Genomic DNA, 15,594 nt, shown 5'->3' on the forward strand with positions numbered 1-15,594 from the left:
CGCCAAGGGGGTTGTGAGGGGAATTCTACTGCTGCTCGATGCTGGCCACTTCGCCTGCAACCTGACCCTCGCCCACATCCCAATTGAATACGCGGCCCGATTGTTTGTTTACTGCGAACCAACCCAACAGCACGCTACCGCATATTTCTTCTCTGCAGTGGGTGTTCAGGCGAACGACGAAATAGTTCGGTGCGTCTTCGTCCGAGGCATGGCCGCAACCGTTGATGATATTGCGAGTGTAACGCCCCGCTTGGACTACCGACTCGACAACCCTCTCGCAGGCGGTCCGCTCGCTCGACACCGGCATCGCGTGCCGGAAAGCGGAGCAACCCGCTGCGCCGAGCGTGGTGCGTAAACCTCGGCTGATGACCTCGACTTGGTCGCCAATCCGGCACCCCCGAAACGCGCTCCGATGTCCTGCAACTTGAAGCTCGTTGCCGTTCTCAAGCATCACTCGTAAAATCGGTGTGTCGCCATCTCCACTAGCGACGGTGCCAATATAGACAACTTCACCGAACGCTCTCTTCGTTGGCCCAGCATTGACCAGATAGAGCAAGCCAAAAAGCACCAATCCGATGGCCGCAAACAAAGCAAACACTCCGCAGCCAGACTCCCACAGCGGCCTAATCACTCCGCAGTCCAGCCGCCGTCGATGCTGTAGTTGGCACCGGTGATATTGCCCGCTTCATCGCGGCACAGGAATACGGCTAGTGCCCCTACTTCCTCGACTTGTACAAAGCGCTTCGTCGGTTGCTTGGCGAGGAGGACGTCGTTCTTCACCTGCTCCTCTGTCATGCCTCGGGCTTTCATGGTGTCAGGGATCTGGTTTTCGACCAGCGGAGTCCAGACGTAGCCAGGGCTGATGCAATTGGCGGTCACGCCGCTTTGTGCCAGCTCCAACGCGATTGTCTTGGTGAAACCCGCCACACCGTGCTTGCTCGCGACATATGCGCTTTTGAACGGGCTCGCCTGCTTGGAATGCGCGCTCGCGGTGTTGATCACGCGGCCCCAGCCCTTTTCCTTCATCGCAGGCACGGCGAGGCGCGTGGTATGGAACACGGCGGAAAGGTTGAGGCCGATGATCAGCTCCCACTTGTCGAGCGGGAACTCCTCCACCGGGCTGACATGCTGCATGCCTGCGTTGTTGACGAGAATATCGAGCGGGCCTGCTTCCGCCATCATCGCCTCGATCTCGTCAACCTTCAGCAAGTTCGCTCCCGAATGTGTCGCGCCCAGTTCCTCGCACAGCTTGGCAATCTCGGCTTCGTCTCCAAAGCCGTTGAGCACGACCTCTGCCCCTTCAGCCGCCAGCGCACGTGCAATGGCGAGGCCAATTCCAGATGTGGATCCGGTGACGAGTGCGCGCTTTCCGGCGAGGAACATTTGATTCTCCATGAATTTGAATTCATGACGGGTCCTAATAGTGTGGCATTTCGCGTCCAGTGAAATGTGGCCACATCCGGGAAATGAGGGACCAATGAGACTAAATCCATTCGATACTAACAAAATCAACGTTGGCACCACGGGCGGTCGTGGCGGCGGAATGGGCGGCAAGTCGGTCGGCTGCGGCGCCATTGTGATCGTTTTGATCGGCGCGCTCATCTTCGGCGCGGACCCGGCACAGATGATCGGTCAGCTTGAAGGCAGCGGCGGCGGGCAAGAAGTCACCGCAAGCGAGGACGAACAGGCGATCTGCTCCTCCAACCAGTATGCAAGCGAGACCTGTGCCGCCCTCACCTCGCTCAACGAGACGTGGGAAGCGCGTTTCCGTGAGGCAGGCATCGGCAGTCAGTACCGCCAGCCGCGCCTCGAATTCGCCACTGCCCGCCAATTCCGCACCGGCTGTGGTACAGGAAATATCGGCATGGGCCCGTTCTACTGCCCGGCAGACGAGACCATGTATATCGATATTGGTTTTTACGATCAGCTCGCCCGTATGTCCGGTACGCGCGGTGACTTTGCGCGCGTCTATGTCGTGGCGCACGAGTATGCGCACCATGTGCAAACGATCACCGGACTCTCTGGCCAGATCCGCAGCGCGCAACAGCAAAATCCGCGCCGCGCCAACCAGCTGAACGTACTGATGGAGCTACACGCCGATTGCTATGCCGGCGTCTGGGCCGGTCGCAACCGCAACCTGCTCGATGCCGACGATTTCGAGGAAGGCATGCAGGCTGCAGCATCGATTGGTGACGATCGCCTGACTGGTGGTCGTATGAGCCAGGAGAGCTTCACCCACGGCACCAGTCAACAACGCATGGAAGCGCTTCGCCTTGGCATGCAAACGAGTGACGACGAAGCCTGCGATGACCGCTATTTCTCGCCCAGCTGACCGCTAATCGAAGACAACAAAAAGGGGTGTGCGGATTAATCCGCACACCCCTTTTTTGTTTGTTCGGTCAGGTCAGGCGCTGGTGCGCGCGACAGGAACGGTGTGCTCCTCTTCGCAATCGGGTTCGTGGTTCGGAGCCATCGACACGCCGGTGACCGGGCTGACCATCGGAATGGCGCGCGGCGCGAGTGCAGAGGCATCGAAGCTTACCGTAGTGCGGCGAACCTCTGGTACAGCAGGTGCGCGCGGCGCCTTGGGCGTTGCACGGAAGGATACCTGACGGGCCCGCATACGCTCAATCGAGCGCTCCAGCTGACGGATGATGCGTTCACGCATTTCTGCAGGAACATCCGGATCGTTGCGAATTTCAGAGATCGCTTCTTCAATCCCCTCGGCAGCTTCGGCGTTGATCTGCGACTGACAGATCATCAGCGCAGTGCGACCGTCATCCAGTTCACGCTCGACAACGGTATTCTCGCCATCGCAGCGCATATTTGCAGCGCGTGCGCGCCCGTCGCCTTCACGGAAGATCATCACGCGATTGGACATCTCGCCAGCTTCTTCACTCATGCGCATGGCGAAAGCGATCTGCTCTTCGATCATTCCATCCAGATTCGCGAGTTCGATATCAAGGTCAGCCAGTTCGGCTTCGACCTCGGCCATAAGTTCGGCGACCTCTTCCTCGCTCATTTCATGTTCGTGGTCCTCACCGTTGTGACGGATAACGCGGCGCATTACGTGGCGCTCTCCATCTTCACCGGTGACAGTCCGGATAACGATCCGACGGTTGCCGTCTTCGTCTTCCCACTCATAGTCGCCGTCCTGCCATTCGGGTGCAGCAGGGGCTGCAGGCGGCTGAGGCGCTTCAGGTGCCTCTGGCGCTTCCTGCGCAAACGGAAGTTGGGGCGCGTCCGCGGCCGCATAACTGATCGAAGCGGTTAGCGGCAGCGCAAGCGCGGTGGTGGTGATTGCAGCGATGCCGAGTTTACGGCGGCTGCTGGATACGTCATTCATGGTGAGGCTCCTCAAACGGTGAATAATGGACTTCTCGCCCAGCACCGGACAGGCCATCGGAGCAGCCAGAGCGAGGTGTTCACCAGCGGCAAAGCCCGCGATCACTTCGGCATAGGCAGCTCTTTCCGACCGCGCACGACCGGCGACAACACGCGCATCGCACGCTGCCTCCTGATCCCTGCGCATGGCTCGCCAGCCCCACCAGGCGAGCGGATTGAACCAGTGCAAAGCCAACAGCGGCTGCGCCGCAATATTGGCGAGAAGATCATGGCCGCGATGGTGCTCCAGCTCATGGTCAATCGCCATGTCGCGAGCATTCACATCGAGCAGCGCCATAAAGTCTACCGGCAGCGCTACAACCTTGTCACGGATCCCGAACGCGACGGGCGCAGAAACGGCAGGGGTTTCGACGAGACGAATCTTGCCCGTTTCACCCACCGGGCGCGCCTCTGCCAGCAGATCACGACGCATGCGGTAATAGTCACGTATACGCCAGCCCATGAAAACAAGGGCGCCACCAAGCCACAGCGGAAGCAGCAGGCTAGTGACATCCACCGCCGCAGCCGGCGCTGCGGTTCCGGCAGAAGCAGTGGTTTCTGGCAGGATGAAGAGCAAGGCTTCGCCGGTTTCAGCAGTGCCGGCAGTGTCCGCAGCTGCCGGTACGGCCGGCTCTGGTGCAGGCGCCATCCATGCAGGCAGCACTATCGGCGGCATAATGAAACGGAGCAGCGGCAGCGCCCACAGCGCATAGGCGATCTGCGGCCCGAAATGCTGCGTAACGGGGCGACGGACCAACAGCACGACACCAATCAGCAAAGCGGTATAAACAAATGTGTCGATCATCCAGTCCGACATAGCGATCCCCTCCAGCCCGCTCATTTCTTCATCTCCTTCAGGAGACGCTCGATTTCCGCGATATCATCGGCGCTTAGAGCTTCGGTCTGCGCGAGATGCGCAAACAGAGGTGCCGCGCGCCCTCCAAAAAGGCGTTCAACCAGCCGCTTGCTTTCGGTTCCGACATAGGCGGAGCGTTCGATCAGCGGCGAATAGAGGAAGCGGCGACCATCAGGCTCTGTCGAAAGTGCGCCTTTGGAAACCAGCCGCGAAAGCAGCGTCTTGACTGTCGGGATAGACCAGCCACGTTCCTTGCACACGACATCGCATACATCGGCAGCGCTTAACGGGCTTTCGTGCCACAGCACTTCCATCACCGCGTGTTCGGCCTCACTAATGCGTTCTGCGTTTTGAGATTCGTCTTTCGAAGCCACGGCGTCCTCCCAGACGGCTGGATTGATTTACTTTCGATTACATCTGTAATCTGAATGACCAGTGAATGCAATCCGGCGAAATCGCCACAAGCTGCTCGAATTTTTCGAAATCTGGTGTAACCAATGCAGCCGATGGGACGAAACGCCAGTCAGATGAGCAATAATGCCGATGCGCTCGACAGCCTGATGCAGGCAGCGCGCGGGGGCGACCAGGGGGCATACCGGCAATTTCTTGCCGAGGCGACCGGTCGCGTCCGTGCTATGCTCGCGCGCAAGATCGGCAATGATAGTGAACTGGAAGACGTGTTGCAGGAATGTCTGATCGCCTTGCATGAAAAGCGCCACACGCTGGACCCTGACCGTCCGGTGGGGCCGTGGATGTATGCGATCGCCAACTACAAGCTGGTCGATCACTGGCGCAAACGCGGCCGCAGCAAAGTGGTGCTGGATGACGAGGCCGACATGGCCGTGGATGCGGACAGCTTTGCGCAGGTCGATATTGCAGCGCTGCTCAGCGAATTGCCGGAGGCGCAGGCAGAGGCAATCCGTATGACGCACATCGAAGGCATGACGAACAAGGAAGCCGCGACACGAATAGGCATCGGCACATCGGCGATGAAGCTGCGCGTGCATCGCGGCATGCTGCGCCTGAAGGAAATCGTGGAAGAACAGGACCAATGACCGATACACAATCTCTCATTGATCAGTTGGCGCAGGAAAGCGCCCTGCCAGCACGCAATCCGCTTTCGCTGTTTGCATTGCCGATCATCGCAGTCATCGCGCTGTGCGCTGTTGGCGTGGTACTGGCGTTCAGCGATCCTTTCCTGAGCGTTGAGCTTTATGGCTGGGGCCCAATGCTGGTGAAATGGGGCTTCTCCATGTCACTGCTGCTGCTCTGTGCGGCGGCGCTCTGGATTCTTGGCAAGCCGGGTCGACGTTCACGCTGGGCGATGGCTGCCGTGGCTTTGCCCTTCGTGCCGGTTGCCGCCCTGCTCGCTTTCGAACTCGCCATCATCGGCCCCAATGTGGCAGGCGAAACGTGGGCGCAATGCCTCACCGCCATGGCGGTTATGAGCCCGCTTGCCTTCGGCGGAGCGGTATTCGCGATGCGCGCGCTCGCCCCGACCAATCTTAAGCGTTCCGGGGCTGTTGCCGGATTGTTCGGCGGTGCGGTGGCGATGACGGCATATGCGCCATTCTGCCCGGAAATCGGCATGGGCTATATGGTCGTATTTTACTGCTTACCAATGCTCGCCATGACGCTGATCGGCTGGCTTACCGGACCGAAGCTGCTGCGCTGGTGAGCTCCGGCGCTAGCGGCAATCGATTGACCTTCGCGTGAAGTCAGGCACTATCGCGGCCATGTTGAAACGATTCACACTGGCTGCGCTTTTGTTCGCACATCCCCTTGCCGCACAGGACATGGCTGCCGACGCGCCGGAAGAGGCAGCGGTCGAGGAAGCGGACTTTGAAACCACCTCCGTCGTCCTCGAAACAACGATGGGCAACATCACTATCGCGCTGGAGACCGAGCGTGCGCCGATCACCGCAGCCAATTTCCTGCGTTATGTCGATGAGGACCGGCTGGACGGCGTCGTGTTCTATCGCGCGATGAAGCTCGACTGGGGCGAACAGCCAAATGGCCTGCTGCAAGGCGGTGCGCAGTGGGATCCGGAACGGGTCTTGCCCGGGATCGAGCATGAACCGACCAATCTAACAGGCCTATCCCACACGCGGGGAGCCATCAGCATGGCAATGGGCGAACCCGGCACCGCCAATGCGGACTTCTCGATCATGCTGGGTGACCAGACCGGGCTTGATGCGGACCCCGATGCGGAGGATCCCGTGTGGAGGCATGGCTATGCTGTCTTCGGCTATGTCACCGAAGGCATGGAAGTGGTGCAGGCAATCCACGCAATGCCCGTCGACCCCGAACTGGGTGAAGGCTGGATGCGGGGGCAAATGCTCGCCGATCCGGTTGTTATCGTCGATGTACGGCGGGCTGACGAAGCGGAATAGGTCCAGCCTGCATCAGCCCAAGCAGCTAACGCAGCGCACGCTCGATCAGGATAAGCGGTGATGTGATCGCCGAGACCACGCCCAGAACCTCTTGCAGGCGTCGGCGGCCAGGAGAATCGCCCACCATTACGATATCGGTCGGATAGACCGTTGGGTCGGCGTAATTGCCGCGCTGAATCCCTTCAAGGTTGTATACGCCGATGTAGCGCTCATCCCCCACCGTGCGGAAGATCAGCACTTCCTGGCTGTCGGCATACTCATCCAGACCACCGCCCATGGCCACCGCTTCCATCAGCGTGATCGGGGCTGCGATGGCAAAACGGCCAGGGCGCGCGACTTCGCCAGTGATCGTCATCAGCTGGTCCGTCCGTTCGGTAATGCGGGACGTAACATCAGGATCCCGGACGTAGGCATTCCGCAGACGATCTTCGAGCACGCCAGAAAGGTCTTCAGTGGTGAGGCCAACCGCCGCCACCGAACCAACCAGAGGGAAATCGATATTGCCGTTGGCGCCTACCTGCACTTCGCGGCTGAGGTCTGCAATGCCGAACACGTCGATCTGGATGACATCCATAGGACGGATCAATCCGGTTTCGGCAGGCACGGCCATATCGGTAAGACCCGGGATCGGGAGGAGTTCAGCCTGTGAAACCGAAACATCGGGTGCCCCACCCAGCGGTGGCTGACTGGCACAAGCAGTCAACAAGGCTGTAGCTCCAAGAACTATGAATTTGCGAAAATTGGTCAATGCAACAACTCTCTAATCTCCGGCGGATCGCCGTCTTGCCCGTGGGTTATGAGTTTACCCGCCAATCCGCAACACCTTGTGCGCATGCAAAGAAGCAATTGCTGCGGAATGTGATGGGCAATCCCCATGCTAGTCACTTGATCCGTTTGAAACACTGCTTGCCTTCTCATTGCGGACGCGCTTGATCAGCACACGACCGATCCACGCATAGATCACTCCAACTGTGGCAGCGATGGTGTTGAAGCGCATATCGGCCCATTCGCCGCTTCTCCCCAGGTCGGTAAATTCCTGACCCACCTCAATAGCGCCGCCAAGCGCCAACAACGCAAACCACACGAGCAGAAGGCTTAGCCGCGGAAAGGCGGCGGGGGTCAGCAGGCCGAGCACCATGAAAGCTACACCGTGATAGCCTGCACCGCCCAACCCACCCATTTGCGGTGGCACAAGCGCAAACCACAGCGTCGCGCCTACGCAGATTAACCAGATTCCACGCAAGAGTGCTTCGTTACTCATATCCGGGCTGCCATTGCGTCCATCGACCTGAACGTGGGCTGTTGCAGAAGCAAAATCCGGTAACCAAGCGCTACTCGGAAAGCCGACTCATCAAAATGGCCGCGCGCTGCGCCTGGCGGATCATGCTGTTCAGATCGACGCTTTCGCCATCGGCGTGGCTGCCTGCTCCGTTCGGCCCCATTCCGGCAAGCGCTGCATCGACCAGAGGCGCGACAAAGCTGATGTCGGCGGCACCCCGGCGCGAAGGCGGGAATTCCTCCATCGCCTCCAGCCCCATGTCGGCGTTGATAGCATTGAGCTGCGCCAGCAATTCACGGTTTGCCTCGGTGGGTGACATCGGCGGATAGCGGAACGCAAATTCGATTCTAGCATCGCTGCCGGGCAAGTGATCATCGACAATCGCCTGCATCGCGGCCGCCACACGGTCGGTCTGATCTTGCGAGATCGTGCGCAAATCACCGCGAGCGACGGCGCTATCGGGGATGATATTGGTCTTGCCGACGGCGGAAGCCGAGAGAGCTTCCTCTCCCAGTTCAGCAGGAGTCCCGCCGGCCATGAAACCGACGTTGTAGGTCAGGTTCTCTTCCGGCAGCTGCGAGCGGAAAGCGTCGAGAATGCGCACCATCTCGTAAATCGCGCCGTAGCCTGCGCGCTCGCTGAAAATGCCCGAGGAATGACCGCTCTGCGCGCTCGTCGTCAACGTCCAGCTGTTGGAGCTGCGCCGTGCGACTACGCCATAGTCGCGACCATCGATGACCGAGAGCCCTTCGAAGCCGAGCGCTACATCTGCCCATTCGCCGGCGGCATAGAGGTCCGCACGCGACACATCGAGCGGATCGCCAGCATCCTCCTCATCACCAGTCAGCGCGACGACCACATTGGCGCCTTCCAGCGTACCCGCCGCGTGCATGGCACGCAGGGCGGACAGGATCACTATGACCCCGCCCTTGTTGTCGGTAACGCCGGGACCGACTGCCGTGTCACCATCGCGGGTGAAGGTCTGGAACGGACTCTCCGGCTCGAACACCGTATCGAGATGCCCGATCATCAGGATATTGGGCGCTTGCGGATTGCCCTCACGACGCGCGAACAGGTGCCCCGCCCGGCCCGCAGCGCTCTGGTCGATCCATTCGACATCGAACCCCAGCGCCGCAAATTGCGGCATCAGCACTTCGGCTACTTGCAGCACGCCGGCATGGTTGTGAGTGCCGGAGTTGATGTTCGTGATCGTTTCGAGGAGCGCAATATCGCTCTCGTGATGGTTCTCCACCGTGGCGATGATGATCGACTCATCGTTGGAAAGCTGTGCCGCGGCGGGTATGGCCACGGCGAGCGAGAGGGCGGCGAGACCTGCTGAAATGGTTTTCATCATAGAACGAGTGGTCCGCCGAGGCGCGGCGCAAGTCAAGAGACATAGCTGAATGATGGGTTTTAGCGGGTGCTCTCCCGGGCGTCCTCCACCCGATCCGCCAGCCCTATCTCAAGCAACTTTTGCGTCATCGCAACAATCGGCTCTAACACAGGGCCGACTTCCCTCTCGATCTTGCGATAGGCCGCCGCGATATCGGGCATAACACGATCCAGACGTTCCAGCTGGGCCTGCCCTTCGGGCGTAACGGTGAGAAGATAACGCCTGCGATCATCGGGGTCCTCGCTTCGTTCGATCAGTCCCAGTTGAACCAGCTTCGGCAGCTTTTGCATGATGAGCTGGTGCGAACGGCCCAGCGCATTCGCGAGATCGGAAGCGGCCGCCGGCTCACACTGCGAAAGCGCCTCGAGCAGCGAGCAGGACTTCACCGGGATGCAAATATCCGCTGCTGCAAAGAGAAGCGCAGTCTGCTCCTCGATAAGGTCACTCAGACGTTCGCTATGCTTGCCGAGATAGCTCAGTTCGTGATCAGCCTGCGCTTCTTCATCCGTCATTCGCGTGATCTTTCATATACCTGCCTGGTCCCGTCGGCGAAAACGCGCGCAATGCCCGTCACGCTTGTCCCCTCACCCAGCAGCTCAATACGATAACTATCTGTCCCTTCGACCAGAAACAGCCGTTCACTGAGCGGTGTAAGCCGTAGTTCGAACCTGTCTGCCCAGCGATAATTGAGGCCGGAGTCTGCAAACACAAGCTCACGGCCCGAATATTCACCGGCTGCGCTTTGCAGCCAGCTATCGGAGACATCAACTCCTTCAATCGCCGCACGCGCCTCTGCAATGGCCCAATCGCGTGGTATCGAGGGAGCGCTGTTACCTAAACCTTCGAGCATGCGGAGATGCGAAACACGCAACGCGCGATACGAAGGCACGGCAATATCAGGAGCCACACCCACCCCTTCAAACTCGCCACCGTTGGGGCCTCGAAGCTCCCCGATAGGCACCTGCACATAAAGATCATCGCACAGCGCAAAGCGTTCGACAGGGTGGCCACCCCCGGCAGTCTGCCCGCCAATGACCGTTACCCTGCCAAGCTCTTGTAGCGAATGGGTCATCCATTCTGCAGCGGAGAAGGTCACATTGCTGGTCAGGATATGCACCGGCATATCAGGATGGCGGCGACCGGGAACGGCGCTTAGAGCCCACTGCCCGCGCTCGATGCGACTGCCATTCTTGTTATAGTAGTAAGATACGAACAGATGATCCTCTTCGGTCGAGAAGAGGTGGCTGGCGATGAACTGGCCAAGCTCGTTATGGCCACCATTGTTGTAGCGCAGATCGATGATGAGACCGTCAGCATTCTCCAGCAGTTTCAGAGCAGAGGTTGCGGTCTGGTACGCAGCATCGGGCTCGCTGAAATTGTCGAAGCGGAGATAGCCGATATTGCCCGGCAGCAATTGCACCGCCTGAAAGCCGTAATTGATTGAGGGATCGTTGAGCTCGGGGACTTCGGACACATCCTCTTGCTCGGGTTGCATGATGCCGACTGCGAAATGCGGATCGCCAGTGGCTTCGACAAGATCTTCAGCCAACCGCTCGGCGAATGCTCCCTTCTCTACATTGTCATATCGACCCATGTCGGCTGCATCGCGCACGGCTGCCATCACCTGGGGCACGTTTGCCGGGAACACGTAGTTGCGGGTGAGCGCATTCTCTAGCGCACGCAATTGAGCCTGCTGCCCGGTCCCTGCTTCACACGCTTGTTCATTCGCCGGATCATTCGCAGTTTGCGCCAACGCTGCCCCAGGCAGGCAAAGCGGAATAACAGCGGCAGAAATGACGAATCGACGAAGCATAGGGGGTCTCCATTGGTTGTGATGGCACATTATACAACATATTGCGCAATATGTTGCAATAATGTTTTTGCACCGTCCTACCGATGCCCATGAAAGGCAATACGGCCTAAGGATTCGGTGTTGCCTCAGCGGGGTGTAGATAGTTGCGCAGGGCTTTTTGCCCCGAGCGATCACTTGGAAAGATTCAGATGAGCCGAGCCTTCTGGTCTTCTGTGAGCAGCTCGCAGGCGATCTCGGTCTTGCCGAACCAGCGATAGCGGTGGCGGGCGACCATGTCGTATACCCAGTCGCGTAAGGGACGCGGCACCACGCGGAAGAGCAGAAACACCTTCCACCAGCCACCAAGTTCGCGGGCGACCTCGAAATAGCCATCGCTCTTGGTGGTGAGCTTGCCGTTGCGGAGGAACAGATAGGTATCGTCCCAATCCACAGCGTAGTGGCGCGCAATCGCATCGCCCAGTTCGCCCTGCGCGCTGGTAAAGTTGATCAGGCCCTTATGGTCGTGCTTCATGATGAAGGACACGCCGCCCGAGCACAGCACGCACACGTTATCGAAGATGAAGAGCGGCTTGCTGTCGTCGAACCGCGGCACCGCAGGGTCATCACGGTAGCTGTAGGGTGCCTTGGTCATGCGTCGCTCCAGCTCACGTCGAGGTCTGCGAACTCGCCCCGATATTCGTCGAGCGTGATGAGGTCGAGGCAAGGCCGCGCGCCGGGAGCGATGTGCTCTCCCGCAGCGAACTTGCGCGCCAGCAGGATTACGGGGATGATTGGAATGATCGGCCCATGCCCCGACCGCGCAACGATGGTGTGATGCTTGGTGACGGGTTTACCCTGCGCATCCACGCCCTTGATGTTCATGAAGAACCCGCTACGCGAGCGCCCCATCCAGTTGAACAGCTTCGATAGCGCCGAGAGCTGCGAAGCGAACCGGTCGAGCCTTGGCAGCAGCCCCGCGCGCACCAGCAAGCTCATCGCCCAGGTCCCCCAGTGGAGCACCGCAATCTCGTGCCCCGCCCAGAAGGTGTGATTGCGCAGGTGCGGATAGCGTTCGGGAAACAGCGCAAGGTCCGGAACATTACCTTGCCCGAACCAACGACCGCCGAGTTCTCCGATGGGGACCGAGTGAATGTCGCTCCAGCCTATGGTTTCCTTCATCTCGCCGCTGACCAGCCGGGTGAAAGGCTTGCCAACGTAGCTCAGCACTGCAGCCACCGTCCCTGCCCCGCGATTAGCCTGCTCGGCTCCGCTGATCCCGTACTCGACACTGTGCAATTCGGCCATCTGGGTGAGCGCGGCATCGCAGTAGGCGGCAGTCAGCGCGGGGACCGAACTTGCCCCGGCAATGACCGCGAGCCCCGCCGCCTTTGCCGCCGCGTCCAGCTCGCCAATGTTGCAGACGAACTCGCGCGCATCGGCGATATCGCAATAGTGCGCACCCGCCGCGATGGCCGCCTCGGCAGCGGCATAGCTCTGCGTGTGATACGGCCCAACCATATTGATGACGAGATCGGGCTTGTGGCGCACCAGCCCGTCACGCGGCCCGGTGAGATCGAAAGCGATCCCCTCCGCCGGATTGGCGGCATGAAGCGCCTTGGCAGCCGCTTCCGCCTTGGCCCCGTCTCGCCCCGCTAGTATCAGCTGGATGCGCGGATCGCTCGCAAGCGCCCGCGCAACATAGCCGCCGAAATTGCCGTAACCGCCGATGATGAGGGTGCGGAGCATCGCGCCGCTTCCTCGATCAATAAACCCGCTTCTTCGGCTCGATATACTCCGCATCGTCGGTGAGCGTGTACTCATGCACCGGACGGTAGTCGATTTTCACATCGCCGCCGTTGCCGCCCCAGCCTTCGAACCAGGCTGCGGTGTGCTTCATCCATTCGCCATCGTTGCGGTCGGGGAAGTCCTCGTGCGCGTGGGCACCGCGGCTTTCCTTGCGGTTTTCAGCAGAGGCCATGGTGACGCAGGCCTGCGCCATCAGGTTGTCCAATTCGAGCGTTTCGATGAGATCGCTGTTCCAGATCAGCGAGCGGTCGTGGACCTTCACGTCTTCCATCCGCTTGTTGGTCGCGGTTAGCTTCTTCACGCCCTCTGCCATCAGTTCGCTGTCGCGGAACACCGCGGCGTGGGCTTGCATCGTCTGCTGCATTTCCTTGCGGATTTCGGCAGTGGTCGAGCCACCATCGGCATAGCGGAAGTGATCGAGGCGACTGAGCGCCATGTCGGCGCTGTCAGTGGGAAGCTCGTCATGCGAAGCGCCTGGCTTGATCAGTTCCTTCAGACGGAAGCCCGTTGCACGGCCGAACACCACAAGGTCGATCAGCGAGTTCGAACCAAGGCGGTTCGCGCCGTGGACCGATACGCAGGCTGCTTCACCAACGGCGAACAGGCCGGGGACCACGTGATCGGGATTGCCATCCTTGCCGATCGTCACGACTTCGCCGTGATAGTTACAGGGAATGCCGCCCATATTGTAGTGCACCGTTGGCGTCACCGGCAGCGGCTGGCGGGTCAGGTCGACACCTGCAAAGATCTTGCCGCTTTCGGTGATACCCGGCAGTCGCTCTGCCAGCACCTTCGGGTCGATATGGTCGAGGTGCAGGTGAATGTGGTCACCATTCTCGCCTACACCGCGCCCTTCACGCATTTCCAGTGCCATCGAGCGGGAAACAACGTCGCGCGATGCGAGGTCTTTCGCGCTCGGAGCGTAGCGCTCCATAAAGCGCTCGCCTTCGGAGTTGGTGAGGTATCCGCCCTCGCCGCGCGCACCTTCGGTAATGAGTACGCCCGCGCCGTAGATACCGGTCGGGTGGAACTGCACGAATTCCATATCCTGCAGCGGCAGGCCAGCACGCAGCACCATGCCGCCGCCGTCACCCGTACAGGTGTGCGCGGAGGTCGCGGTGAAGTAGCAGCGGCCATAACCGCCGGTGGCCAGCACCACGCCGTGCGAGCGGAAGCGGTGGATCGTGCCATCATCAAGGCACATGGCGATCACACCGACGCAGCGGCGATTGTCGCCCTCACCCGCCATGATCAGGTCGATGGCGAAGTATTCGATGTAGAAGTCAGCCGAGTACTTGAGGCTCTGCTGGTAGAGCGCGTGGAGCATCGCGTGCCCCGTGCGGTCTGCCGCGGCGCAGGTGCGCTGCACCGGAGGGCCTTCACCCATGTTCTGCATGTGGCCGCCGAAGGGGCGCTGGTAGATCGTGCCGTCTTCGTTGCGGCTGAACGGGACACCGGCATGCTCGAGCTCGTACACGGCAGCGGGAGCCTCACGCGCGAGGTATTCGATTGCGTCCTGGTCGCCTAGCCAGTCGGCACCTTTCACGGTGTCGTACATGTGCCACGACCAGTGATCGGGCGTGTTGTTACCCAGCGATGCGGCAATACCACCCTGCGCCGCAACGGTGTGCGAGCGCGTGGGGAACACCTTGGAGATGTTCGCCGTCTTCAGCCCGGCTTCTGCCGCGCCCATCGTTGCACGCAGGCCAGAGCCGCCCGCGCCCACCACGACCACATCATAGGTATGGTCGGTAATCGGATAGCTGCGTCCGTTGATTTCGTAAGTCGAGGTGGCGGCCATCAGGCTACTCCTGCGCCGAATGCCAGGCGCGCAATGCAGAACAGGCCAAAGCCTGCGCCTGCGAAGGTAAGAAGGTTGAGAATGACGAGAGCGCCGAACTTGCTGCCGGCCTCATGCACGTAATCCTCGATCAGCACCTGCAGGCCAAGGCGTGCGTGCCAGAACGTGGTGATGACGAGCAGCGCCATCATGAAGGCGGGGATCGGCTCGCTGATCCAGCCGCTTACCGTTGCGTAATCGAGGTTCGGTAGCATCACGAGCGAAATGCCCAGAAACAGCACGGTGACGAGATTACCGATCGCCGTGAAGCGCTGCACAAGCCAGTGATGCGGCCCTTCGTGGGCCGAGCCGAGACCGCGCACGCGGCCGATGGAAGTTCCGTTACCCATAGCGAAGCCCCTAGCGCGTGAAGATGTAGCCCCAGACACCTGCGGTCAGCACGACCGGCAGCAGCATCGAGACGTAAGAAAACATGCGGTTTGCGTTCAGCTCATAACCCGCGCCGGTATCCAGCACGAAGTGGCGGATGCCTGAGCTTGCATGGTTGAAGAACGCCCAGGTGAGGCCGATCAGCACGACGTATCCGAACGGCGATCCCATCCACTCGGCAAAGGTGGCGTAATATTCCGGCCCGCTCGCCAGCGCGCCCAGCCACCACAGCAGCATGAACAGGCCGACAATGGCCATGCCATCCCCTGTGATGCGGTGGAGGATGGAAACCGTCATATGCGGCCCCCATTTCCAGATCGAAAGATGCGGTGAAAGCGGACGGTCAGCCATGTTGTGCCCCGTGGAATTGAGTCATGCGCCCCACTTAGCGGATAGAGCGCGCGAGACAAGCGCACCTTGGGCGGTATTTGCCACTTTTCGCGGCTTTCCCCCTTGTGCCG

18 protein-coding genes are annotated in these 15,594 nt (G+C 60.2%); 4 read left to right on the forward strand and 14 right to left on the reverse strand.

The genetic code is table 11. From position 1 onward, the window contains the following. Positions 1–25: 25 nt before the first annotated feature. Together OOZ52_RS11135 and OOZ52_RS11140 are read right to left on the reverse strand one after the other, a co-directional pair. A complete protein-coding gene (locus tag OOZ52_RS11135; protein WP_274698601.1) occupies positions 26–598 on the reverse strand; it encodes a hypothetical protein in 573 nt (190 codons plus the stop codon). Positions 599–627: 29 nt separating this feature from the next. After that, positions 628–1,383 carry a 3-hydroxybutyrate dehydrogenase gene (locus OOZ52_RS11140; protein WP_274698766.1) on the reverse strand — a complete coding sequence of 252 codons (756 nt, stop codon included), beginning with the start codon at positions 1,381–1,383 and terminating at the stop codon, positions 628–630. 94 nt (positions 1,384–1,477) lie between these two features. On the opposite strand from OOZ52_RS11140, the gene ypfJ reads away from it, so the two are divergent. Beyond that, positions 1,478–2,332 carry a KPN_02809 family neutral zinc metallopeptidase gene (gene ypfJ, locus OOZ52_RS11145; protein ID WP_274698602.1) on the forward strand — a complete coding sequence of 285 codons (855 nt, stop codon included), beginning with the start codon at positions 1,478–1,480 and terminating at the stop codon, positions 2,330–2,332. Between the two features lie 72 nt (positions 2,333–2,404). Here the strand turns inward: ypfJ and OOZ52_RS11150 are convergent, their stop codons facing one another. Together OOZ52_RS11150 and OOZ52_RS11155 are read right to left on the reverse strand one after the other, a co-directional pair. Beyond that, positions 2,405–4,225, reverse strand: coding sequence for a M56 family metallopeptidase (locus OOZ52_RS11150; RefSeq protein ID WP_274698603.1), 1,821 nt, complete (start codon positions 4,223–4,225; stop codon positions 2,405–2,407). Next, the gene (locus OOZ52_RS11155; RefSeq protein WP_274698604.1) at positions 4,222–4,614 is read right to left on the reverse strand and encodes a BlaI/MecI/CopY family transcriptional regulator; all 393 of its coding nucleotides are present in this window, start codon (positions 4,612–4,614) and stop codon (positions 4,222–4,224) included. Before OOZ52_RS11155 ends, OOZ52_RS11150 begins: the two co-directional genes overlap by 4 nt. Positions 4,615–4,767: 153 nt before the next feature. On the opposite strand from OOZ52_RS11155, the gene OOZ52_RS11160 reads away from it, so the two are divergent. The 3 genes from OOZ52_RS11160 to OOZ52_RS11170 are packed head-to-tail and all read left to right on the forward strand — an operon-like array spanning position 4,768 to position 6,633. Further along, positions 4,768–5,295, forward strand: a complete 528-nt coding sequence (locus OOZ52_RS11160) for a sigma-70 family RNA polymerase sigma factor (protein WP_274698605.1) — start codon at positions 4,768–4,770, stop codon at positions 5,293–5,295. Further along, positions 5,292–5,918: a DUF1109 domain-containing protein gene (locus tag OOZ52_RS11165; RefSeq protein ID WP_274698606.1), complete on the forward strand. Its 627-nt coding sequence runs from the start codon at positions 5,292–5,294 to the stop codon at positions 5,916–5,918. Before OOZ52_RS11160 ends, OOZ52_RS11165 begins: the two co-directional genes overlap by 4 nt. A gap of 58 nt (positions 5,919–5,976) precedes the next feature. Continuing rightward, the gene (locus tag OOZ52_RS11170; protein WP_274698607.1) at positions 5,977–6,633 is read left to right on the forward strand and encodes a peptidylprolyl isomerase; all 657 of its coding nucleotides are present in this window, start codon (positions 5,977–5,979) and stop codon (positions 6,631–6,633) included. Between the two features lie 25 nt (positions 6,634–6,658). Here the strand turns inward: OOZ52_RS11170 and OOZ52_RS11175 are convergent, their stop codons facing one another. From OOZ52_RS11175 to sdhC, 10 genes are all read right to left on the reverse strand, one after another. After that, positions 6,659–7,336: a polysaccharide biosynthesis/export family protein gene (locus tag OOZ52_RS11175; RefSeq protein ID WP_274698608.1), complete on the reverse strand. Its 678-nt coding sequence runs from the start codon at positions 7,334–7,336 to the stop codon at positions 6,659–6,661. A 174-nt stretch (positions 7,337–7,510) separates the two neighbouring features. Beyond that, positions 7,511–7,894, reverse strand: a complete 384-nt coding sequence (locus OOZ52_RS11180) for a VanZ family protein (RefSeq protein ID WP_274698609.1) — start codon at positions 7,892–7,894, stop codon at positions 7,511–7,513. A 70-nt stretch (positions 7,895–7,964) separates the two neighbouring features. Then, positions 7,965–9,266, reverse strand: coding sequence for a M20/M25/M40 family metallo-hydrolase (locus OOZ52_RS11185; RefSeq protein ID WP_274698610.1), 1,302 nt, complete (start codon positions 9,264–9,266; stop codon positions 7,965–7,967). 59 nt (positions 9,267–9,325) lie between these two features. After that, entirely contained in the window at positions 9,326–9,817 is a 492-nt protein-coding gene (locus OOZ52_RS11190; protein WP_274698611.1) for a MarR family winged helix-turn-helix transcriptional regulator, read from the reverse strand. Then, positions 9,814–11,118: a S41 family peptidase gene (locus tag OOZ52_RS11195; protein ID WP_274698612.1), complete on the reverse strand. Its 1,305-nt coding sequence runs from the start codon at positions 11,116–11,118 to the stop codon at positions 9,814–9,816. Before OOZ52_RS11195 ends, OOZ52_RS11190 begins: the two co-directional genes overlap by 4 nt. Positions 11,119–11,302: 184 nt before the next feature. Beyond that, entirely contained in the window at positions 11,303–11,749 is a 447-nt protein-coding gene (locus OOZ52_RS11200; protein WP_274698613.1) for a thiol-disulfide oxidoreductase DCC family protein, read from the reverse strand. Next, positions 11,746–12,843: a saccharopine dehydrogenase NADP-binding domain-containing protein gene (locus OOZ52_RS11205; protein ID WP_274698614.1), complete on the reverse strand. Its 1,098-nt coding sequence runs from the start codon at positions 12,841–12,843 to the stop codon at positions 11,746–11,748. The genes OOZ52_RS11200 and OOZ52_RS11205 overlap by 4 nt, the downstream gene beginning before the upstream one ends. Positions 12,844–12,859: 16 nt before the next feature. Next, positions 12,860–14,704: a succinate dehydrogenase flavoprotein subunit gene (gene sdhA, locus OOZ52_RS11210; RefSeq protein ID WP_274698615.1), complete on the reverse strand. Its 1,845-nt coding sequence runs from the start codon at positions 14,702–14,704 to the stop codon at positions 12,860–12,862. After that, on the reverse strand, positions 14,704–15,093 hold the full coding sequence (gene sdhD / locus OOZ52_RS11215; RefSeq protein ID WP_274698616.1) for a succinate dehydrogenase, hydrophobic membrane anchor protein: 390 nt from the start codon (positions 15,091–15,093) through the stop codon (positions 14,704–14,706). Before sdhD ends, sdhA begins: the two co-directional genes overlap by 1 nt. Before the next feature lie 10 nt (positions 15,094–15,103). Continuing rightward, the gene (sdhC, locus tag OOZ52_RS11220; RefSeq protein WP_274698617.1) at positions 15,104–15,484 is read right to left on the reverse strand and encodes a succinate dehydrogenase, cytochrome b556 subunit; all 381 of its coding nucleotides are present in this window, start codon (positions 15,482–15,484) and stop codon (positions 15,104–15,106) included. Positions 15,485–15,594: the final 110 nt, after the last annotated feature.

This window comes from Aurantiacibacter sp. D1-12, assembly GCF_028858515.1.
Lineage (GTDB): Bacteria > Pseudomonadota > Alphaproteobacteria > Sphingomonadales > Sphingomonadaceae > Alteraurantiacibacter.

Coding starts and splice junctions, on each gene's coding strand:
- OOZ52_RS11150 (WP_274698603.1), bottom strand. CDS start 4,225: ATGAGCGGGCTGGAGGGGATCGCTATGTCGGACTGGATGATCGACACA.
- OOZ52_RS11180 (WP_274698609.1), bottom strand. CDS start 7,894: ATGAGTAACGAAGCACTCTTGCGTGGAATCTGGTTAATCTGCGTAGGC.
- OOZ52_RS11190 (WP_274698611.1), bottom strand. CDS start 9,817: ATGACGGATGAAGAAGCGCAGGCTGATCACGAACTGAGCTATCTCGGC.
- sdhA (WP_274698615.1), bottom strand. CDS start 14,704: ATGGCCGCCACCTCGACTTACGAAATCAACGGACGCAGCTATCCGATT.
- sdhC (WP_274698617.1), bottom strand. CDS start 15,484: ATGGCTGACCGTCCGCTTTCACCGCATCTTTCGATCTGGAAATGGGGG.
- OOZ52_RS11170 (WP_274698607.1), top strand. CDS start 5,977: ATGTTGAAACGATTCACACTGGCTGCGCTTTTGTTCGCACATCCCCTT.
- sdhD (WP_274698616.1), bottom strand. CDS start 15,093: ATGGGTAACGGAACTTCCATCGGCCGCGTGCGCGGTCTCGGCTCGGCC.
- OOZ52_RS11160 (WP_274698605.1), top strand. CDS start 4,768: ATGAGCAATAATGCCGATGCGCTCGACAGCCTGATGCAGGCAGCGCGC.
- OOZ52_RS11165 (WP_274698606.1), top strand. CDS start 5,292: ATGACCGATACACAATCTCTCATTGATCAGTTGGCGCAGGAAAGCGCC.
- ypfJ (WP_274698602.1), top strand. CDS start 1,478: ATGAGACTAAATCCATTCGATACTAACAAAATCAACGTTGGCACCACG.
- OOZ52_RS11185 (WP_274698610.1), bottom strand. CDS start 9,266: ATGATGAAAACCATTTCAGCAGGTCTCGCCGCCCTCTCGCTCGCCGTG.
- OOZ52_RS11195 (WP_274698612.1), bottom strand. CDS start 11,118: ATGCTTCGTCGATTCGTCATTTCTGCCGCTGTTATTCCGCTTTGCCTG.
- OOZ52_RS11200 (WP_274698613.1), bottom strand. CDS start 11,749: ATGACCAAGGCACCCTACAGCTACCGTGATGACCCTGCGGTGCCGCGG.
- OOZ52_RS11205 (WP_274698614.1), bottom strand. CDS start 12,843: ATGCTCCGCACCCTCATCATCGGCGGTTACGGCAATTTCGGCGGCTAT.
- OOZ52_RS11140 (WP_274698766.1), bottom strand. CDS start 1,383: ATGTTCCTCGCCGGAAAGCGCGCACTCGTCACCGGATCCACATCTGGA.